General features: G+C 38.8%; 18 protein-coding genes. 4 read left to right on the top strand and 14 right to left on the bottom strand.

Translation table 11 applies throughout. The annotated features are described in order from the left end of the window. Positions 1–119 precede the first annotated feature (119 nt). On the top strand, positions 120–1,445 hold the full coding sequence (locus NMK93_RS08460) for a Na+/H+ antiporter NhaC family protein (RefSeq protein ID WP_254529948.1): 1,326 nt from the start codon (positions 120–122) through the stop codon (positions 1,443–1,445). A 16-nt stretch (positions 1,446–1,461) separates the two neighbouring features. On the opposite strand, the gene NMK93_RS08455 is transcribed toward NMK93_RS08460, so the two are convergent. From NMK93_RS08455 to NMK93_RS08425, 7 genes are all read right to left on the bottom strand, one after another. Next, positions 1,462–2,178: an AAA family ATPase gene (locus tag NMK93_RS08455; protein ID WP_254529945.1), complete on the bottom strand. Its 717-nt coding sequence runs from the start codon at positions 2,176–2,178 to the stop codon at positions 1,462–1,464. A 93-nt stretch (positions 2,179–2,271) separates the two neighbouring features. Further along, positions 2,272–5,919, bottom strand: a complete 3,648-nt coding sequence (locus NMK93_RS08450; protein ID WP_254529943.1) for a M1 family aminopeptidase — start codon at positions 5,917–5,919, stop codon at positions 2,272–2,274. Next, positions 5,912–6,796 carry an ABC transporter ATP-binding protein gene (locus tag NMK93_RS08445; RefSeq protein WP_254529941.1) on the bottom strand — a complete coding sequence of 295 codons (885 nt, stop codon included), beginning with the start codon at positions 6,794–6,796 and terminating at the stop codon, positions 5,912–5,914. Before NMK93_RS08445 ends, NMK93_RS08450 begins: the two co-directional genes overlap by 8 nt. A gap of 269 nt (positions 6,797–7,065) precedes the next feature. Next, the gene (locus NMK93_RS08440; protein WP_185211861.1) at positions 7,066–7,866 is read right to left on the bottom strand and encodes a M48 family metallopeptidase; all 801 of its coding nucleotides are present in this window, start codon (positions 7,864–7,866) and stop codon (positions 7,066–7,068) included. Between the two features lie 74 nt (positions 7,867–7,940). Continuing rightward, positions 7,941–8,591: a glycerol-3-phosphate 1-O-acyltransferase PlsY gene (gene plsY, locus NMK93_RS08435; protein ID WP_185211860.1), complete on the bottom strand. Its 651-nt coding sequence runs from the start codon at positions 8,589–8,591 to the stop codon at positions 7,941–7,943. Between the two features lie 13 nt (positions 8,592–8,604). Continuing rightward, a complete protein-coding gene (nadC, locus tag NMK93_RS08430) occupies positions 8,605–9,462 on the bottom strand; it encodes a carboxylating nicotinate-nucleotide diphosphorylase (protein WP_254529939.1) in 858 nt (285 codons plus the stop codon). Between the two features lie 72 nt (positions 9,463–9,534). After that, entirely contained in the window at positions 9,535–9,948 is a 414-nt protein-coding gene (locus tag NMK93_RS08425; RefSeq protein ID WP_185211858.1) for a DUF4783 domain-containing protein, read from the bottom strand. A gap of 191 nt (positions 9,949–10,139) precedes the next feature. On the opposite strand from NMK93_RS08425, the gene gpmI reads away from it, so the two are divergent. Both gpmI and NMK93_RS08415 read left to right on the top strand, forming a co-directional pair. Next, on the top strand, positions 10,140–11,675 hold the full coding sequence (gene gpmI / locus NMK93_RS08420; protein WP_254529937.1) for a 2,3-bisphosphoglycerate-independent phosphoglycerate mutase: 1,536 nt from the start codon (positions 10,140–10,142) through the stop codon (positions 11,673–11,675). Next, entirely contained in the window at positions 11,659–12,219 is a 561-nt protein-coding gene (locus NMK93_RS08415) for a hypothetical protein (protein WP_254529935.1), read from the top strand. Before gpmI ends, NMK93_RS08415 begins: the two co-directional genes overlap by 17 nt. A 102-nt stretch (positions 12,220–12,321) precedes the next feature. Here NMK93_RS08415 and NMK93_RS08410 read toward each other — a convergent pair whose 3' ends face one another. Then, positions 12,322–12,855: an adenine phosphoribosyltransferase gene (locus tag NMK93_RS08410; RefSeq protein ID WP_254529933.1), complete on the bottom strand. Its 534-nt coding sequence runs from the start codon at positions 12,853–12,855 to the stop codon at positions 12,322–12,324. A gap of 5 nt (positions 12,856–12,860) precedes the next feature. Then, positions 12,861–13,763: a helix-hairpin-helix domain-containing protein gene (locus NMK93_RS08405; protein WP_254529931.1), complete on the bottom strand. Its 903-nt coding sequence runs from the start codon at positions 13,761–13,763 to the stop codon at positions 12,861–12,863. 35 nt (positions 13,764–13,798) lie between these two features. Between NMK93_RS08405 and NMK93_RS08400 the strand changes: the two genes are divergently transcribed. After that, positions 13,799–14,449, top strand: coding sequence for a polysaccharide deacetylase family protein (locus NMK93_RS08400; RefSeq protein ID WP_368041479.1), 651 nt, complete (start codon positions 13,799–13,801; stop codon positions 14,447–14,449). Here NMK93_RS08400 and NMK93_RS08395 read toward each other — a convergent pair. From NMK93_RS08395 to NMK93_RS08375, 5 genes are all read right to left on the bottom strand, one after another. Further along, positions 14,438–15,244: a DUF4249 domain-containing protein gene (locus tag NMK93_RS08395; protein ID WP_254529929.1), complete on the bottom strand. Its 807-nt coding sequence runs from the start codon at positions 15,242–15,244 to the stop codon at positions 14,438–14,440. The genes NMK93_RS08400 and NMK93_RS08395 overlap by 12 nt on opposite strands. Before the next feature lies 1 nt (position 15,245). After that, entirely contained in the window at positions 15,246–17,585 is a 2,340-nt protein-coding gene (locus NMK93_RS08390) for a TonB-dependent receptor (protein WP_254529927.1), read from the bottom strand. A gap of 146 nt (positions 17,586–17,731) precedes the next feature. Further along, the gene (locus NMK93_RS08385) at positions 17,732–18,541 is read right to left on the bottom strand and encodes an alpha/beta hydrolase family protein (protein WP_185211851.1); all 810 of its coding nucleotides are present in this window, start codon (positions 18,539–18,541) and stop codon (positions 17,732–17,734) included. 5 nt (positions 18,542–18,546) lie between these two features. Beyond that, complete coding sequence (locus tag NMK93_RS08380; protein ID WP_254529925.1) at positions 18,547–19,497, bottom strand: hypothetical protein; 951 nt, start codon at positions 19,495–19,497, stop codon at positions 18,547–18,549. Beyond that, positions 19,484–20,128 (bottom strand): hypothetical protein, encoded by a 645-nt coding sequence (locus NMK93_RS08375; protein WP_185217832.1) that lies wholly within the window; start codon positions 20,126–20,128, stop codon positions 19,484–19,486. The genes NMK93_RS08380 and NMK93_RS08375 overlap by 14 nt, the downstream gene beginning before the upstream one ends. Positions 20,129–20,160: the final 32 nt, after the last annotated feature.

Here is a 20,160-nt window from a genome sequence, read left to right as displayed (position 1 = left end):
TTTATATGGCTAAAAATATGTCCAAATATAGCTTCATAAGGGAATCTCTATCCATGAAAGGTTTGATTGTCTGAATAATATGCTAATTTTGGGAAATTTTTTTCATTTAATCTAAGTTTATGACTAAAGGCAATATTTGGGCCTTGTTACCACTCATCTTGTTTGTCGTGATTTACTTCGCAGGATCATTTATATTAGGTGATTTCTATGCCTTACCTGTTTTAGTAGTCTTTGTACTTTGTCTTTTCGTCGCCTTTTTTCAATTTCCTAAAAGAGCTTTTAATGAAAAATTAGCACATTTTGCGCAAGGAGCCGGAAATGAGAACATCTTGATCATGATCTTGATTTTCCTACTTGCTGGGGCATTCGGCGAAGTATCCAAAAATATAGGTGCCATCTCCTCCACCATCAACTTTGCCTTAACCTATATCCCTGCACAATATGTCATATCAGGTCTCTTTTTAGTTTCCTGTTTTATATCCACCTCATTAGGTACATCTGTTGGGACTATTGTAGCCCTTGCGCCTATTGCAGTTGGTTTGGATGAAAATATCAGTGGGATCATGCCTATTGCCTTGGCAGCGGTAATCGGAGGCTCCATGTTTGGAGATAACCTTTCCTTTATCTCCGATACCACCATTGCAGCCACCAGAACGCAGGGCGTCGGGATGAAAGAAAAATTTAAAGTGAATTATAAAATGGTGCTGCCGGTTGCTATTATCGTAATGATCATCTATGCATTCCAAGGCAACCAAATGCTACATGATAGCTCAAATATGAATGTAGGGGATTTTGAACTGATCAAAATCCTTCCATATGTCTTGGTCTTTATCCTCGCTTTATCGGGGCTAAACGTGATATGGACCTTAGGAATCGGTATTTTAAGTGCTGCAATCATTGGCTTGAGCACTGGTTCCATTGATTTCCTGACGGTTTTAAAATCCATTAATGATGGTTTTGCGGGCATGTTTGAATTAAGTATCCTTTGTTTGATCATCGGTGGTGTAGTTGGTATCATCAGGTTAAATGGAGGAATAGATTATTTATTGAATACGGTAACCAAACGCATTAATTCCAAGAAAAGGGCGGAGCTAAGCATCGCTTTTTTGGTTAGTTTGGTCAACCTAGCTATTGCTAATAACACGATCACCATTGTAATCGTAGGACCAATTGCAAAGGATATCTCAGATGAAAATGGTCTGGAAGGAAGTCGAGTTGCCAGTATATTGGATACGATTTCCTGTTTTATCCAAGGTTTAGTTCCTTATGGAGCGCAGATCCTTGCGGCAATGGCTGCGGCAAATGTGGTTCTTTCTGAAGAAGGAAGAGCATTACTTTCCCCGATTGATGTGATGCAATATTTGTATTATCCATTCTTGATGGGTATTGTGGCTTTCATGTTCATTATCTTCAGGAAGGAAAAACCACAGGTTCAGACGGCATAATCCTTAGACCATCCTATTACAACATCCTGCCTTTCATGTCCAATTTCTTGATCAGATTGGATTTTACGATGGCATATAAGCTATCTTTTGCTTCGGCAAAAGATATTCCATAGCGCCTGGATTTAGGATGTAGCTCATCAGGAAATCTCGCCAATAAGGCATCATAATATTCATCAAGTGCTGTTTGATCCGGCATTTCATATTGAATCCTGATCTGGAACCTTCTGATCAAGGCCGTATCGATAATGTTTACATGGTTGGTTGCACAGATCAGCAATACATCTGCTGGTAAATAGTCAATCTGCTGGATAATGGAATTGACCAAGCGACGCATTTCCCCAACATCATTATCATCGTCACCCCTCGCCTTACCCAATTGGTCAAATTCATCCAAAAACAATACGGCTTTATCTCGTGCTGCACGATCAAATACCTGCTTTACATTTTGGGAGGTTTCTCCTATCCTGGAGTTGATCACATTACTCAGGTTCAGGATAATCAGAGGTTTTCCAAGGCTGTTTGCTATGGCCTTGGCGGTGGTAGTTTTACCGCAACCTGAATGACCAAACAAGAGGACTTTATTACTGACTGGTAGACCGTACTCATTTAACTCTTCAAAATAGCGATGCTCTTTAATAAGCTGATCGATCTTTGAACGGTTTTCTTCACTCAAGAATACATCATCAAGTAATACAAGGTCTTTATCCTTAATAATAAGGTCCTGAATATTCATAATTTCCTACTACTGTTTAGACGGTAAAGATAAGGCTTAAATGGATATTTGCGGCAATAAAAAGCCGCTCAATTCAGTTGAGCGGCTTATTCATTAAACCTCTTTTCGGTTATTCCCGGAATCGGTATCCAATAACTTGTAATTCGGATCGACTCCAACCTCTACAGGCTTTTTATCTACAGTAATCTTAATATTATTATTGATCTTATCGATCTTTACTTTTTTCAGGTATAGTATATTATCTACTTTATACCCATTCTTTTCTACAGGTTCTCCTAACACAGCTACTTCCACATAATCTTTCAAAGGCAAGGATTGAATTGTTTTCTTGCCATTCTTGTGGGCTAATGCGGTTCCTTTCGTATCCTCATAGCTCTTTTTACCTAAAGGATCAGTTCTATATTTGGAAACCTGAAAATTAATATCTACTTCATATTTTCCGTTTGCCAGTTTTTTGACCTTGGCGTCCTTGACCTCATTGTCGTAGATTGTTACGGTTTCAAACATATCTTTGATCAAATATTGCAAGGAATCGGGAACCACAGGTCTAAGCATATTTACAAACTCAATAGAGGTGGTATATGGAGGGTTCTGGAATTTCACTTTATTGTTATAGCTTTTAAGGAATTCGTTGAACTTCTTTTCCCCCAGATAATCGCTCATCGCATACATCACCAAAGAACCTTTGTTATAATGGATATAGCCTTGGTTTTCATTGAACATGAGCGGATTTTCCCGAATCATTTCTTGAGATCTGCCCAATAGGTATTGGTCTAATGCATCTTTCAGGAACCTGAACATCTGTTCTTTCCCATAGGTATGTTCTAAGACTTTCAGCGAGCTGTATTCTGCTAACGACTCAGACATCATGGTTGTCCCTTGGGTATTGGCACCGATCACTTGATGGGCCCACCATTGATGGGCAAACTCATGGGCTATCACCGAATAAGGATAATCTACTGCATCTGGATCATCTTCATCCACTTTGGCAATGAAGCCAATACCTTCGGAAAATGGTACCGTATTAGCAAAAGCCTGCGCAAAGGTCCCCATTGCAACTGGAAACTCAATGACACGCATTTGATCGAATTGATAAGGTTCATAATTGGATTCATAATAATCCAAAGACTTCTTCATGGATGCCATCATCCTATCAAGGTTATACTCATGCCCCTTATGGTAATAGATCTCTAAATCCACTCCATTATGCTTTTCTTTTTTGGTTTCATAGCGAGCTGACATAAAAGAATAGAAATTCAAGATTGGCGTATTCATTTTATAATGGAAATACCGTTTATCTCCGCTTTTCCATTCTTTTTGCAAATAACCAGGAGCAATGGCAATCTGATCCAAGTTGGTGCTCACAATGGATTCATAATTGATCCAATCTGCATCATTGGAAATATAGTTGTTTCCTAGTTTGCTCGAATCTCTAGGGTCTGCCATTCTGTTTTTATCAGGAAGGCCATATTTCTTACGGACCCGATTATCGGAAAGCTCCGCAGCATTAGAATAACTTAGGGTTGGAAACATCATATTGTTCAGGAATGTCCCATTTTTCATTACAGGGGAACGATCAAACAAGAAACCGTTCTCCTTATTTTTAACGTTATAATCAATCCGCAAGGTATCACCTGGGTTTAAGGGTTTAGCTAAGGTATAGATATCAACTGCCAAAGCACTGTCTCTTAAGAACAACTTGGCATCCTGTTCGAATATTATTTCGATGTGGTTAGCATCGCTTTTATTCATGAAGATGGTATCTATAGGCTCCGTAGTTTTATTTAAATAGGTGAAAGAGGCCTCTGCTTTAAAACTTCTGTTTTTAGGATCTAAATCTAAAAGAACATATACATCAGTCAATCTAGGAATCGCCCTATCCTCATACTTTTTGTATTTCTTTTCATAATCGACTACCTGCAGCTCTCTTTCAAGAACACTGTAACGAGGCTGTTTTATATTATTTTCTACGTAGATGGCATAGCCTAAGCCAATAAAGCCAGCAAAAGCGAGCAGCATAGGAATGATCAATGCGGGTTTGGATCGCTTAAAGAAAAGACTGATTTTCTCTTTAAGATTGGAAACAATTCCACGTCTCCAGAACAGCAAGGTCAAGCCGAATAGTCCCAGTCCAAAAAGGATCCAATAAATTCGATAATAGATAAAATGGCGGATATCGGCATATCCATTCATGTCCGAATATCGGAACGAGGGTCCCTCCCCTGGTTTGAATATAGCTTGTTCGATTCCAATCTTGGTCAATAGCGGAATGGCAAAGAACAAAATCAAGCAAACAATAAATCCGATAAAATAATTCTTGAAGAAATTATGGATGAATAAGGACAATAAGATCAGGAAAAGGAACTTTAAAGGATACAGAATGAACAATTCATAGGCATAATGACCTAGCTCGAAGTTATAGAAACCTTTATAGGCCTGATATACAACACCATTGATCAAACAAACTAGTAGGACCAAGTACACTAATTTTAACATGGCCAATGCTTTTGAAAGTAATAGCACCCAGTTAGGAACTGCAGTGGCTTCAATCAAAAGAAACATATTGGTCTGTCTAGACCTTTGTATCAGCATACCAGCAAATAGGAAGATCATGATATTCAAAAAGAAGGTATAGATGCTCCCCATGGCGACGAGGACTTGCCAGGTTACCGGATAGGTATGGGTTCCAAACAATTCGCCGGAAACTGAAATCACGATCAAAACAAACAAAAAGGCTATGCAGAGTAGGATGATAAATGTCCAGTTCTTGATCAGGAATTTAAAATCGGCATTGGATAGGTTCCAGCTCAACTTGAGGTTAGCAAAGAAGCTATAGTCTTTTTTTACTGTTGGTAGTGCAATTTTTAAGATGCTTCCAAAGTTATCTTTAGTCATCCTTGCAGAATCTTTGGATTTCTTAAAGGAAATACCGAGCTGAGAGAAGCTGAACTTAAAGTACACCAATCCAAAAAACAAAAGTGAAATACCCATCCAGATCAACCTGTTATAGATCAAAACGCCCGAAATCGGTAATAGATTATGGTTCTGTTCATCTACACTCCAATAGCGGCTGTAGTATAGAATAGGTTCAAAACCGAATGGGTCTAACAAAGCTACCAGATACCGGTTGTCCACATTTTTAACTGCGGCATCAAATAGGGCTTGCAACAGGAACAAAATCAGGACGAAGACAAAACCCACATATATATTTCGGCTAAAGGTAACTAAGGCAAAAATAATGCTTCCAAAGAGTATAAAATTGGGAAGAATCGTAATCAAAAACCCATAGATATAGGCAGTCGGTTCATTGGGACCTAGTAACTCGGTATTAATCCCCGGAAGAAACTGACCTGAATAATAGCCTAATCCACAAATGAAGGCTATAATAGTTACGATCAGTAAAGAACTCAGGAATTTTGCCGAAAGGTAATTCAGCTTTTCAAGTGGATAGGAAAACAATAAGGTATGTACATTGTACAAATAATCCCGGTAAACGGAAGCACCGATGATCGTCGGCAACAAGAAGTAGATCAGGGTGGAAAAACTATTGAAAAAGCCTGCTATATTGATTGGAGAATTTATGTATAAGGGGGTAGAGGTCGTACTCGTCACCGCGTCAAATGCTCCTAAACTGGTAATCGTGGTAAAGAAAGCTAGACCAAAATAGATAAAACAATAAACATAGAACACTGGTTGCTTCAACCAACGCTTGATCTCGAAGAGAAAGATGGTCTTAAACATTTACCTTGTCACTCTTTAGGGTTACGAAATATACATCTTCAAGGATTGGCGTCGCTGGGCTAAAAGATTCATGTGGCAGCTGCTCAGCATGTACACGGATATTTAAGCTGTTATCTTGGTTGTAATTGGAAGAGATCACATTGTAGATGGAGTTTTCTTTCTCAAAATCAGCGCGATCTATTTTCTTTTTCCAGATCTTTCCAACTAAGCTATCGGTTCCTGCTTGCGTACTGCCACGAAATAGGACCTTACCTCCGTTCATAATTGCAAGTTCATGGCAAAGCTCACGGACATCATCGACGATATGCGTTGAAAAGATGACCGTATGTTGGGCACCTATCTCTCTCAGGACATTCAGGAAGCGATGTCTTTCTGCTGGGTCCAATCCGGCTGTAGGTTCATCGACAATGATTAATTTAGGGTCGTTGAGCAACATTTGGGCAATTCCGAATCGTTGCTTCATACCTCCTGAATAACCGCTTACGCTTTTGGTCCTGAAATCATAAAGATTTGTGATTTCTAAGGCGTTGGACACGATCTTCTTACGGTCCTGTTTATTGCTGATACCTTTCAATTCAGCGAAATAGTTCAGTAAATCTTCAGCTGACAGGTTGGGATAGACTCCAAACTCCTGTGGAAGGTAACCAAGGATGCGCCTCAAGGCATTGTTGTCTTTTAGTACATCTATATCTCCGAATTGAATGTTCCCGCTATCAGGGCTCTGAAGGGTCGCGATGGTACGCATGAGCGAAGATTTACCTGCTCCATTGGGTCCTAATAGCCCAAACATACCGGCTCCAATCTCTAAATTAACATTATCTAGTGCTTTAACACCGTTGTTATATGTCTTCGTTAAATTCGTAATCTTAAGTTCCATTTATAATTGTTTGATGTTTCTATTAATTAGTACGTATTTGTTAAAAAAAGTAACAGAAAAAATAAAATATTTTTTTTCGTTACTTTTTTTAAGACATGAGACTGTTAGACAGTTAGACATAAGACCTAAGGAAATGGACCAAAAATCAATGGTTCTGTAAGAATATAATGCCTAGTACCGAGATGCAAAGGTCTGATGTCTGATGTCTCTTAGTCTAAAACTGAGAAAGCCGACAATTTCTTGTCGGCTTTCTCAGTTTTATTTAATTTCTATTTTTTATAATACTTCATTGCTTCAGGAACCATTGCCTGCAATTGGCTGATACGTCTAGCATCACTAGGGTGAGTACTCAACCATTCTGGATTCCCACCTTTTTTGCCTTGCGACATTCTTTCCCAGAATGCTACAGCTTCTTGTGGGTTGTAACCTGCCATTGCCATCAAGATAAGACCAGCTTTATCAGCTGCTAATTCATCGTTTCTTGAGAATTTCAATGACCCTACTTGATAACCAATACCATAAATCTGGTTGAATAAACCAGTATATCTACTGTTACTGATCGTTCCGGCAGCATTTAATAATTGTGCTCCAAACTGAGCAGCCATTGCATTGGATACTTGAGACACTGAGTGCTCCTCAATTGCGTGAGCAATTTCATGCCCCATTACGGTAGCTAATCCGGCATCGTTCTTTGCGATTGGTAAGATACCTGTATAAACTGCAACTTTACCTCCTGGCATACACCAAGCATTCACTTGATCACTTTCAATCAGGTTGAATTCCCAGTTGAAATTGAATTTATCAGCAGCCCCAATCTGCCTCAAATATTCGTTTGTAGCAGCTGCAATTCTGTTACCCACGCGTTTTACTTGAGTAGCAGCAGCTGAACCGGTTTCAACTTTAGAGCTATTTTTACTTAAAAAATCTTTATATGCCAATGCAGCTTGATTATTGATAGTCTGAGAGTCTACCAATTTAAGATACTTTCGCCCGGTAATAGCGGAAGTGGCACAACCTACCAAAGTAGCTCCTAAAAGCAGCATGGAGGCGTATTTTGTTATTCGTTTCATAAGTGTTCTTGATTTAGTTTATCTAATACATTTAAATTATCTTGAAGTATTAAACAAAACTTGTACCCAAAAGTTTAATCCTGTGTTTTTTTCTTGAATAAATATATTTTGGATTCTTTGCCTTTGAGAAGTCTTTCAATGTTTTTTTGGTGAGTGACCAGAATGAGGGCACAAATAGCGATTCCATATAGGAGAATGGAAGGAACGGTCGTCTTAAAAATAAATGCTACACTAAATGGAAAGGCAAAGCCGGCCATAATGGAGCTCAAGGATACATAATGGGTAACTAGGAGTACGACGATGAAGACTGACACACATACCAGCGCTGCAGGCCAATGGATCGCTAGGACCATACCAAATAAGGTTGCAACACCTTTCCCTCCTCTAAACCCTGCGAAAATCGGAAATAAATGCCCTAATACAGCGATTACCCCCAAGGCCAACTGTACATTGACAAATTGAGGTGCATCATGGTTTCCTACAATCGTGGCATCTAATAAATATGGTAAATTAGTGGCTGTCCAGCCCTTTAAGATATCGACAAACATCACAATGGACCCCGCCTTTTTGCCTAATACACGAAAGGTATTGGTGGCACCGGCATTTCCACTTCCGTATTCACGTACATCTACTCCATAAAATGCCTGTCCAAACCATACCGCAGTAGGGATCGAACCGAAAAGATATGCTAATATGACAATTCCAACAAGGTATATTGATATCATTTACAGCAATTTACTAAATAAGTTTTGCTTTTAAGCTTAAATCCAGACTTTTGACCGAATGCGTTAATGCTCCAACAGAGATAAAATCTACACCGGTTTTCGCATATTCAGGAATCGTCTCTAAAGTGATCCCGCCAGAAGCTTCTGTAACCAATCTATCATCAACTAAATCAACAGCTTCCTTCACTTGTGCTGGACTGAAGTTATCTAACATAACACGATCAACAGCCGGAAGGTTTAGCACTTCATTTAATTCCTCAAAATTTCGGACTTCTACTTCAATAGCAATATCTAATTGGTTTTGTTTTTTGTAATCAAAAGCTGCATTCACCGCAGCGGAGATACCACCTGCATAATCCACATGATTATCCTTGATCAAGATCATATCATATAGACCGAAACGGTGGTTGGAACCTCCCCCAATTTCAACAGCTTTTTTCTCCAAAAACCTCAACAAGGGAGTTGTTTTACGGGTATCCAATACCTTTGCATGAGTTCCTGCAATGGCCTTCACATATTGAGCAGTTTGGGTAGCAATACCAGACATTCGCTGCATGATATTGAGAACCAAACGTTCTCCTTTAAGAATAGTATGGATTTTACCTTTAATTTTAAAGGCTATATCTCCGTATTTTACAGAGTCGCCATCAGCGATAAGCTGCGTAAATTCTATGGTTGGGTCAATTTGAGAAAATATTTCTTTAGCCACTTCTACCCCAGCAAGGACACCCTCCTCTTTGACTAATAATTGGGCTTCTCCTAATTGTTCTTCTTTTATCGTAGATAATGAGGTATAATCCCCTGCTCCTACATCTTCCACAAGGGCCTCTTGAACAAAATGTACTAGTTTATCTTTGAATTCTCTCTCCATTTACAATTTAAAATTAAGCGAAGATGAATAAAAATATATTTATATGGAAACTTAAATATGAAAAACTGAAGATTATTCTATCCGAAGTTCATTGATTTGGGCATCTCCCCCCGATTGAACTAACTTGACAAAAACACGGTAAGATCCTTGGTTTGTCTTGATTTGATAGACTATATAAAAACTGTTGTTACTGCTGTTAGTCCGCTGAACCTGTTTCACTTCGGAAGTTTTGGTCAAGCGAAAGAAATCACTCAGGATTACCTCAGCTTGGAACTTGGAATAATACCCCGAATCATTCTTGATGGATAAGGAAACATTCTGTCCAAAAAAGTTAGCAACATTCTTTGCGTTATTCGCTTTCAACGCCCCTAATATTTCTAATCCTACGTCAGATTGAAAACTACTGAACAATAGAAACGGCAAAAGCAGCATTGCAAAAGCAATCTGCCTTATTTTTTTCCAATAACCATTCCTCATTTCTATCATAATTGACTTGGAGTCAAAAGCAGCATATTATGCATGATAACAGCTACTAAACATTAAATTCATTTTCCGAGGAACATTCAGCGAAAATTATGCCAATCCTTGTTAAAAGTACATATTCACTATTTTGTTGCAATACAAACTATACAGCCCCATTCCTTAATATTTTTATGAATTATAAGTATATTTGTGTAATGAGTTCTGAAAATAAAAAAGTAGCACTACTGATCCTGGATGGACTAGGCTACGGAAAAAATGATAATTCAAACGCTGTAATAGCCGCTAACACTCCTTTTTTAGACTATTTGCTGTCAACCTATCCTAACTCCAAACTTGAAGCATCTGGCGAAGCCGTAGGTTTACCTGCAGGTCAAATGGGCAACTCTGAAGTTGGACACATGAACTTGGGTGCTGGTAGAATCGTATACCAAGAATTAGGACGGATCAACAAAGCCGCTCAAGAAGGTGTCTTCAAAATTGACCCTACAATACAAGCTGCTTTCAATTATGCAAAAACAAACAACAAAAAAGTACATTTCATCGGCTTATTGTCTGATGGAGGGGTACACGCACATATTGAACACTTAAAGGCTTTAACGGATGCTGCTCAGGATGCAAACCTTACTAATGAGCAAGTGTTTATCCATGCTTTCTTAGATGGTCGTGATACAGACCCGAACGGTGGTGTAGGCTATGTTACTGATCTTGACAATCACTTGAAACATTCAGTAGGAACAATTGCTTCCGCAATTGGTAGATACTATTCAATGGACCGTGATAATCGTTGGGAAAGAGTAAAACAAGCTTATGACTTATTGACCAAAGGTATCGGTATCCCTTCTAACAACCTTGTTGAGTCGATTGAGCAATCGTATAGCCAAGGTGTAACAGATGAATTCCTGAAACCAATCGTAATGGTGGATGCGAATGGACTTCCAAAAGCTACCATCCAAGAAGGTGATGTAGTTATCTGTTATAATTTCCGTACAGATCGTGGTCGTGAAATCACTGTTGCCCTCACGCAACAAGCATTTCCGGAATACGATATGCATCCACTGAACTTGTATTATGTGACCATGACTTCTTATGATGACACCTTTAAGGATGTGAAAGTGATCTTCCAAAAAGACAATCTAACACAGACTTTAGGAGAAACCTTGTCCTTACAACATAAAACACAGGTTAGGATTGCTGAAACTGAGAAATATCCACACGTTACGTTCTTTTTCTCGGGCGGTCGTGAAAACGAGTTTGAAGGTGAAAGAAGATTATTGATTCCTTCTCCTAAGGTTGCTACCTATGACTTACAACCTGAAATGAGTGCCAATATCATTGCCGACTCTATCTGTAAGGATATGGAAGAAAACGGTCCAGACTTCATCTGCCTCAACTTTGCAAACCCTGATATGGTAGGCCATACTGGAGTTTTTGAAGCGGTGGTAAAAGCAGTTGAAACGGTTGATGCTTGTACCAAGCGAGTGGTTAAAACTGGAATCAATAACGGTTATTCCTTTATTATTCTGGCAGACCACGGTAACTCTGAGTTCATGATCAATGAAGATGGCTCTGTAAACACGGCACATACAACCAACTTAGTTCCTTGTATCTTGATTGACAGTCAATTTAAAAACATTAAGGATGGTAAGCTTGGTGATGTTGCTCCAACCGTATTAGCACTGTTGAACTTGCCAATTCCTACCGAAATGACAGGAGATGTCCTTGTATATTAACATAAAAAATATTCAAATCTTGGCGGCAGTAATCATTACTGCTGCTTTTTCTAGTTGCAGCAATGGCAACCAAGTGAAGAAGGACCCTAGCAGTCCAGAAAAGTATTTTGACATCCCAGCCTTTTTCCAAAAGGAAATAGACTCTTTAGCATCCATAAACCCAGAAATCAATAAAACTGTTAAAAAGGACGACCAAGAGGAAACAAAAAATCTAAAGATCAAGGATTGGCAAATTGAGCTCTCAAGCTTTCAAGCCATAGACTTGAACAAACCAGCTTATGCTGGTTTTGTAAAAGTAGATTCCACTGACTCCTTAATCCAATATAGTTTCACTAATCCTGAGTTAGATCTATCCTGTGTTCGGATTAAATTAAACAAGGAAGGAAATGCAGAAATGATTTCTATAGAAAAGGAAGTAAGAAACACCTTGTATAAGACTTCTGAATTTCTAGTTTATGAAAAGGATAAATTTTATCTGGTTGAAAAGAATCAGCATGTAAAGGTTATGGGAGAAAATTATTACAAAGTCCAAGGCGAGTTTTAATGCGTCCAAACATAAAGGCTCGAAACAATACTGTTTCGAGCCTTTTTTTGTGTATAAGCGTCGTCTAATCCAATAACCCCATAAAGGGCTAGATTGTTTTAATTAATCCTCATAATGAACCAGCGAGATGATATTCTCGCTGAATCGGGTCAATCTGCCAGCACTTTGAAGGAAATCCAAACTGATCACAAAAGAATAACCTGTGATCACTCCGCCTAACTTTTCCACCAACTTACTTGCCGCAACTACTGTCCCGCCGGTAGCCAGCAGATCATCATGCATCAATACTTTGGTACCTTGTTGAATGGCATCCTCATGCATTTCTATCGTTGCCTGTCCGTACTCTAATTTATACGATTCAGAAATGGTATGGAAGGGCAATTTCCCTTGCTTACGAATGGGTAAAAAAGGTTTATTGAGCTCTTGTGCCAAAAGGAACCCGAATAAAAAGCCTCTGCTTTCAATTCCTGCAATGACATCAATCTCAATTCCTTCCAGTTTTTTCGCAAACTCCTGGACCGCTAGTTTTACTATCTCAGGCTGTTGCAATAATGGAGTAATATCTTTAAACACGATCCCTGGCTGCGGAAAATCAGGAATATCACGTATATAGGTCTTCAGTTGTTCTTCAATCATCGATGCTATCTAAAATCCAAATAAAGTTCAATTTTACGGAAAAATTCTTCATCCAACGAATGAACATCCCTTAAATCTTCCATGGATTTAAATGCACCGTGCTGTTTTCTATAATTGATGATTGTCTGTGCTCTTTTGAATTTAACGTAGGGATGTTTACCTAAATCATTTTGGCTAATATGGTTTATCGAAAGTCTTTTGACCAAGCTGGTATCAATCCTAAGGTAGGGTAAAATATTCTGATAGGTCTCTTCCGGTAGACCATAGACCTCTGCAAGCTGTTCCAGTTTAACATAACCGCCCAAAGCTTCCCTGAATCGAACTATTCGTCTAGAAAAGGCTGGCCCAATACCACTTAATTCCATAAACGCCAAACTATCCGAACTATTGACCTCTAGAATCCGATTCTCCTTTTTCGCAAACTCCTTTCTATCATACCTAGGAAATTTCTCCTTGTATTCCCTTCTTTTCAACTCAGGCATCCTCACAAAGGGCAATATCTCCTCTACTTTCTCATCGCTCAGCGAGTAAATTTTCCTCAGGTCTTCCCTGTCATAAAAGGTCCCACCCTTATTTCTGTAATTGATAATTACCTGAGCCTGTTTGCTGCTCAGACCTAGCCTCTGCCAACCTGCTTTATCCAAGGTATTCGGATCAAACAGAAACAATTCCGTCTTAGGCTTTTTCCTTAATTCAGGTCCCTTTTCTACATAAGATCCTTCCTCGTATTGAGGCTCTGCCCTTTCCGTTACATGGAAATGTTCAATTCGTAGGGTAATCTCTTTTTTAGGATAGAATATAGGAAGGAAGATATGGGCGAGAAAGAGCAGAAATAAGATACAGATCAAAAACAACATCCCTCTTTGCTCCTTTTGGGATAGTTGAAAGTACTCGGCAAGCTTTCGCATATTCAAAAAACTTATGCTAATCCATTGTTAAAACTTTGATTAAATTTGTAAAAATATCCGATCGAAACAATATGCATTTTGTCCGCCCTTTTTTTATCCTCAATTACGTGTATCCACAAGCGATTTGGAGAAAAGAAAAAGAAAGAAATAATATTTACTTAACATTTGACGACGGTCCAATTCCTGAAATCACCCCTTGGATACTGGATTGTTTGAAAGAAAAAAACATCAAGGCGACCTTTTTTTGCGTAGGAGAAAATGTCCAAAAGCATCCGGATATCTTTCAAAGGATCCTTGAGGAAGGCCATGCGGTAGGAAACCATACCTACAACCACTTAAAAGGATGGGACACAGACAACCAACTATATCTGGACAATATTGCCAAGTGTAATGCCTTGACAAAAACACCTTTATTCCGACCACCCTACGGTAGAGCCAAAAAATCCCAAATGAAGATCTTATCAAAAGATTATAAAATCATCATGTGGGATGTTCTAACGGGTGATTACGATTATCGGATCAGCCCCGAACAATGTTATGAGAATTGTGTTGACTTTACAAGAAATGGCAGCATCATTGTCTTTCATGACAATTTAAAAGCCATTGATAATGTGAAATATGCTTTACCAAAAAGCATTGATACCCTCTTAGCAAAAGGTTTTCAATTTAATACCCTATCCTTCTGAGGCCTTATCGATTTCAACTGTATAATCCCTCGCACTGCTAACGCTGAAATAACCCAATGCACCATTGCTGATATTTGAGCTTGGGTTACCTGGAGAAGCACTACCAGGGTTAGTGGACATATATTCAGACCAATAATTAAAGGATTCCTTACTGATTACATACCTTCTTACCAATAATTTATCTCCAGGCTTGATCTCATTGCCATATTCCCGGCCCAATTGGTGGGTGACTTCATTACCATTATTGTATTTGTCAGAGAATACTGAATTTGACTTAAACGGACCATCATTGATCTTAATGCTGTAACGGTAATAGTTTTCCTCTCCTTCCGGATCATAAAACTTAAAGTTCAAAAAGAAATAGGTCTCCTTAAAAAGGGTCTCCTGATTGACCCCAATCGATTCTACTTCAATATAAGGCAACATCTTTGTCGTTGATTTATATTCTTTGCCATCAACACTTACGGTCAAGGTGTAAGTTTCGCCAACAGAAATTGGCATATTGGAGTTTGCATATCGTCCTTCCCCAACAGAGTTGAACCTAAAGGTCCTGCCGTTTCCCAATTGGATAAAAACAGAAGCATCCAGAACAGGCTCAAAAGGTCTAGGCTCATCAAAATCAACTGTTCTTGTGACAAGAACTTCATGCGTACTCTCCTCGTTGTTCATATCCCCAACAATCACAATCTGCGGATTGACCTCGTTGAGGTCTACATCGATCAACTCTTCACAACTACTGAATAAGAGTATAAAAGATAAAATGAACAAACTATATAGCGATCTCTTTTGCATCATCTTAAAATTTAAAGTTCCAAGTTACTGAAGGAATAGCGCCAAACAAGGCTATTTTATAGGCTTCAGTGATATTAGCATTTTCTTTATTTTCCCTAAAATCAATTACATAGGCATTCTTGCGGTTATAGGCATTATACACACCGAATGACCAGCTTGAATGAAATTTCTTGTTCTCCTTTTTAGGCTCATAGGTAGCTGATAGATCCAAACGATGATAATCAGGCATCCTGTAACCGTTACGCTCTGCATAATAGAACATGGTCCTTCCGTCAATTTGATACTTGCCACTTGGGAAAGTAATAGCATTTCCCGTATAATAAACGAAAGTTGCTCCCAAGGTCCATTTTTTGGTCAACTGATAAATACCAACCAAAGAAATATCGTGGGTACGGTCTTGCCTAGCATCAAACCAAGCACCATCATTGATTTCATCGAATTGTCTTTCACTCTTTGAAAGTGTATAGCCCAACCAGCCACTGAATTTCCCTTTTCTCTTCCTTAAGAGAAATTCTGTTCCATAAGAACGACCGACACCATACAACAGTTCCCCTTCCAATTGCTTATTAGCCTGCAGGTCAGCACCATTTCTAAAGTCAATTTGGTTGTGCATATATTTATAATAGGCCTCTACTGAAAACTCATAGGTATTATCCTTAAAATTACGGAAGTAACCCAATGCCGCTTGATCAGCGATCTGTGGCTTTACGTTCATACTGCTGACCATGTATTGATCAGTCGGTAAACTCGCCGTTGTATTGGTCAATTGGTGCAAATTCTGCGACATCCTATTGAAACTGGCTTTGATGCTATTGCTGGAATTGAATGCATAGGAAAGAGATAATCTCGGTTCAATATTGAAATAATGCTTGGCAATCCCTGACTCATAGTAAGATTCGGAAATTGCGTCGCCTTCCTCATTAAATTCATAGAATGTACCTGGACCCATGACCATGAAGTCACTGAATCTTACGCCATAGATCAAGGAGAGCTTTTCAAAAGGTTTCCAATCATGGGATATATATGCAGAAGCCTCAATGCCCTGCCTTCTTTCGATTTCAATACTGTTGATATCTGATGATTCATCTACTGCACTGATGCTGGCAGGACGGATTTGCTGACGCAAAAGATTGACTCCAAATCGAATGGTACTGTTATCATTGGAGTAATATGAGAAGTCCTGTTTCAGGTTTAGGTTCCTGATCTTGGAAGCAATCCTGAACTTAGAATCATCACTGTTTACATTAACGTGATAGGCGAAATCGCTATAGATTAAGGAAGTATTGCTAAACAATTGCGGATTGATGATGGAGTTCCAGCGCACTGTGGCTGTGGAATTACCCCAATCGAAGGCAAATAGATCTGAATATCCTAAATCATCCTTTCCAAAATAACCCGATAGATAGATAGTATTGCGATCATTCAATTTATAGTTGAATTTGGCATTCAGGTCATAGAAATATAATTTACTTTGACTAGCCTTTTCATCCGAAGAAAGCTTCAAGAACAGATCCGCATAGGTCCGTCGCCCACTGATCATAAACGAGCTTTTATCTTTTACAATCGGTCCTTCCAACTTCAATCTAGATGCTATTAACCCAATTCCACCTTCCCCACTGAACTTCTTGTTGTTTCCGTCCAGCATACTGATATCCATTACCGAAGAAATACGACCGCCATATTGAGCGGGAATCCCCCCTTTAAACAGGTTTGCATCCTTGATGGCATCAGAATTAAAAGTAGAGAAGAAACCCATTAAATGAGATGCGTTATAAACAGTTGCCTCATCCAATAGGATTAAATTTTGGTCCCCTCCGCCACCGCGCACATAGAAATTAGAACTGCCTTCACCCCCAGGAGATACTCCCGGAAGCAATTGAATGCTTTTCAACACATCCTTTTCACCAAACAGGACTGGTATATTCTTCAGTTCCTCCATGCTGAATTTCAGATTCCCCATTTGCGCAGAAGTAACATGGTCATCCTCCTTTTTAGCGGTTACAACGATTTCCTCAATTACACTTGAGTTAGACACTAACTCAAAATTAAGGCGTTTAGATACATTGACTTCCACCTGTTCATCCTTACTGGCATATCCTACATAAGATATTTCAATCTCATGCTTACCTTCCGGCAAACTGATCGAGTAGAATCCATAGTTGTTTGAATAAGTGCTTAAATTAAGCGCCCTCACTCGAATTACTGCTGCAATTAAACTTTCACCTGAATTAGCATCACGAACATAACCGCTTAAGGTTAATTTTTCCTGTGCCAACGTCAAATCACTTACAAAAACTAACAGCACGATGAGACTGAGGCTCATGCTTTGGGATAGCGATTTCATTCGCTTTAGGTTAAAAATCATGGTCAAAATTAAAAAAGCCATTCTGAACAACAAAATGGCTTTTACAGGTTTATAATCTCGTATAAAGTCCAAATTTATTAATATTATTCAATCTAGCAAATAATTTATCCAAAAAAGTCATAATCCTATACTTTAGAAAAGAAGTCCTGAAAAAATATCAATTGGTATTGAATTGATTTGCTCCAATAATCCCAATTATGGGCCCCTGGCATGCTTAAATATCGATGTGGGATATTTAAGTAGGTTAATTTTTCATGGAATTTTGCATTTACATCATAAAAAAAATCTTCTGTCCCGCAATCAATGAAAATCTCTAAAGACTTCGGCTTAATCAAGTGCGTCAATTCCATCACAGTATGACCCTCCCACACTTGAGGATTTTGATCATACGACCCTATCCTTTTTGCCATATCCCAATTATTAGGAAAAGGACGGATATCCACCCCTCCAGCGGTACTTCCTACCGCACCAAAGGTATCTTGATGGCGAATGGCTAAATATAAAGCACCATGTCCGCCCATGCTCAATCCAGTGATTCCACGTTTGCTGCGATCTTTTATAACAGGATATTTTCCATCGATATAATTGACCAACTCCTTCGCCACAAAAGTCTCATATTTAAAATCTTGATCTATTTCTGAATCCCAATACCAACTGCCAAAACCACCATCAGGACAAACAATCAATATTCCATAGTGATCTGCCAATTCCTTAATCGCCGGAACCTTATTTATCCAATCTCCATAATTTCCTGAATAGCCATGCAAAAGATATAAGGTAGGCAGGTCTTTCTTCTTTGATCCCTCTGGTTGAATAACGACTGTTTTGATTGCTTTGTTCATGGCAGCACTGTGTACTGCAATGGTATCCACCTTTGCCGCCTGAACTAACCCGGAACTTAGGAAGATAGTCAGTAGGGATAAAATGATTCTCATGAGATTTAGTGTTTAGATATATGATAATAATAAAGATACGAGTCTAGGCCGAATGGACGCTCACTGATTGTAAAAATTCCGTCTGATTTTCGATCAAAAGAAATAGCCTCCCCTTGAGGTTCTGGCTCATAAGGAATAGGTAGCGGCTGCTTCTTCAGCGCTTCAATCAATGGTGCTTTACTAGCTAAAGGCCAATAAAATATACTTGTTAAATTTTTCATAACTACAGCATCCCTTTTTGGAGAAATATCTGCAGCTGTAATAAATGTGAATGGAAAACTTAAGATCGGCTTGAGGATATAGGTATCTTTATTCCCCTTAAAGATTTCAGCAGAATAAAGACTGGACCTAAGCTCCCTTTTTGAAACTAAATAGAATTGTTTATCCAAGGGATCTATAAAAATTGCCTCAGCGTCCCTGGCTTTACCAGGATATTTTAAATGCTTGATCGAAATTGCAGACCTTGAAATAGAATCAACCGTCACTCCCGGTTTCAAAACGGGTTCAGGAAAGATATATAGAGATAATTGGGTTCTTTTGGCCAAATTATCACCAATATCCCCCAAAACCACATAGGACTGTCCGTCCAGTTCCACCCAAGCAATATCCTCAATATCAATTGCCTCCACCCCATCTAGTTGATAACTGCACATAAGGTTTGCAGCGGAATCAATTAAATATACCCTAGCATCATCGCCACTATCATTATGCACCCAAAACATACCGGGGTTATTGATGGAAGAAATTATGCCTGAAATTTCATCCAATGCAGGATCGCTTACTTTTCCCTTATCAACACGTTCGCCATGAAGGACTTCTTGAGCAAGACATTGATTACCGCTAAGGACTAAGATAAACAGGCAAAATATTAATCGTACGTAGTGTAATTGCATAAAAAAGGACCAGCTTTTAACTGATCCTCTAAAATACACTAAATAAATTTTATTTACCTTCAAATGCAGAAATTAATGCTGCACGATTGGTCGAATCTTTTTCTCCAAGTTCGAAGGATTGTTTGTAAGTATCAACATAACCAAAAATCTCAGCTTCTTTACCTGAACCATTATCAAAGAAATACTTGAAACTATAGGTTCCAGGCTTAGAAAGGTCTACTTTATCCTTGTTAGATGAAAAAACCAAAGGCTCCAAGGTCGTAGTGGTCATTTTGCCATCGGTAGGCAAATTGAACAATGTTCCCAATGATTTTACGAAATTATCTGAAGCTGCACCATTTGAGGTAATCCTTACAGATCCTTTCTTAAATCCCAATTCTTCATCTGGTTTACCTTGTGCATCAATACCGGCATCAATGGTTTTTAATACTTCAACAGTAAAACCTACAGGCTCATTATTGTATTCTGCTTTAGCTTCATAAACGATTGAAGAGTCCGTTGGGTTCGGATTTGTTAAATCAAAATAAAGGTGCAACAGACTTCCATCAGTGGTATTGGTCATCGGTTTCAAAGCGGTAGAAGCCGTCGTACCTGTGGAATCACCCGAACCACCTTCGGTTTTGTTAGAGTTACCACATGAACCCATCCAAACCGCTGTAGAAACCAGCAAAGCTATAGTTGTTATCTTTTTCATAATCTAATATGTTTACTTTTAATACAATAAAA

Source organism: Sphingobacterium sp. LZ7M1 (assembly GCF_024296865.1).
Lineage (GTDB): Bacteria > Bacteroidota > Bacteroidia > Sphingobacteriales > Sphingobacteriaceae > Sphingobacterium.
Note: the sequence above shows the minus strand (reverse complement) of the source record. Positions and strands in the feature narration are given on the sequence as shown.

Bases quoted from the DNA above. Each gene is read 5' to 3' on its own strand.
- NMK93_RS08460 (WP_254529948.1), top strand. From the start codon at position 120: ATGACTAAAGGCAATATTTGGGCCTTGTTACCACTCATCTTGTTTGTC.
- NMK93_RS08455 (WP_254529945.1), bottom strand. From the start codon at position 2,178: ATGAATATTCAGGACCTTATTATTAAGGATAAAGACCTTGTATTACTT.
- NMK93_RS08450 (WP_254529943.1), bottom strand. From the start codon at position 5,919: ATGTTTAAGACCATCTTTCTCTTCGAGATCAAGCGTTGGTTGAAGCAA.
- NMK93_RS08445 (WP_254529941.1), bottom strand. From the start codon at position 6,796: ATGGAACTTAAGATTACGAATTTAACGAAGACATATAACAACGGTGTT.
- NMK93_RS08440 (WP_185211861.1), bottom strand. From the start codon at position 7,866: ATGAAACGAATAACAAAATACGCCTCCATGCTGCTTTTAGGAGCTACT.
- plsY (WP_185211860.1), bottom strand. From the start codon at position 8,591: ATGATATCAATATACCTTGTTGGAATTGTCATATTAGCATATCTTTTC.
- nadC (WP_254529939.1), bottom strand. From the start codon at position 9,462: ATGGAGAGAGAATTCAAAGATAAACTAGTACATTTTGTTCAAGAGGCC.
- NMK93_RS08425 (WP_185211858.1), bottom strand. From the start codon at position 9,948: ATGATAGAAATGAGGAATGGTTATTGGAAAAAAATAAGGCAGATTGCT.
- gpmI (WP_254529937.1), top strand. From the start codon at position 10,140: ATGAGTTCTGAAAATAAAAAAGTAGCACTACTGATCCTGGATGGACTA.
- NMK93_RS08415 (WP_254529935.1), top strand. From the start codon at position 11,659: ATGTCCTTGTATATTAACATAAAAAATATTCAAATCTTGGCGGCAGTA.
- NMK93_RS08410 (WP_254529933.1), bottom strand. From the start codon at position 12,855: ATGATTGAAGAACAACTGAAGACCTATATACGTGATATTCCTGATTTT.
- NMK93_RS08405 (WP_254529931.1), bottom strand. From the start codon at position 13,763: ATGCGAAAGCTTGCCGAGTACTTTCAACTATCCCAAAAGGAGCAAAGA.
- NMK93_RS08395 (WP_254529929.1), bottom strand. From the start codon at position 15,244: ATGATGCAAAAGAGATCGCTATATAGTTTGTTCATTTTATCTTTTATA.
- NMK93_RS08390 (WP_254529927.1), bottom strand. From the start codon at position 17,585: ATGAAATCGCTATCCCAAAGCATGAGCCTCAGTCTCATCGTGCTGTTA.
- NMK93_RS08385 (WP_185211851.1), bottom strand. From the start codon at position 18,541: ATGAGAATCATTTTATCCCTACTGACTATCTTCCTAAGTTCCGGGTTA.
- NMK93_RS08375 (WP_185217832.1), bottom strand. From the start codon at position 20,128: ATGAAAAAGATAACAACTATAGCTTTGCTGGTTTCTACAGCGGTTTGG.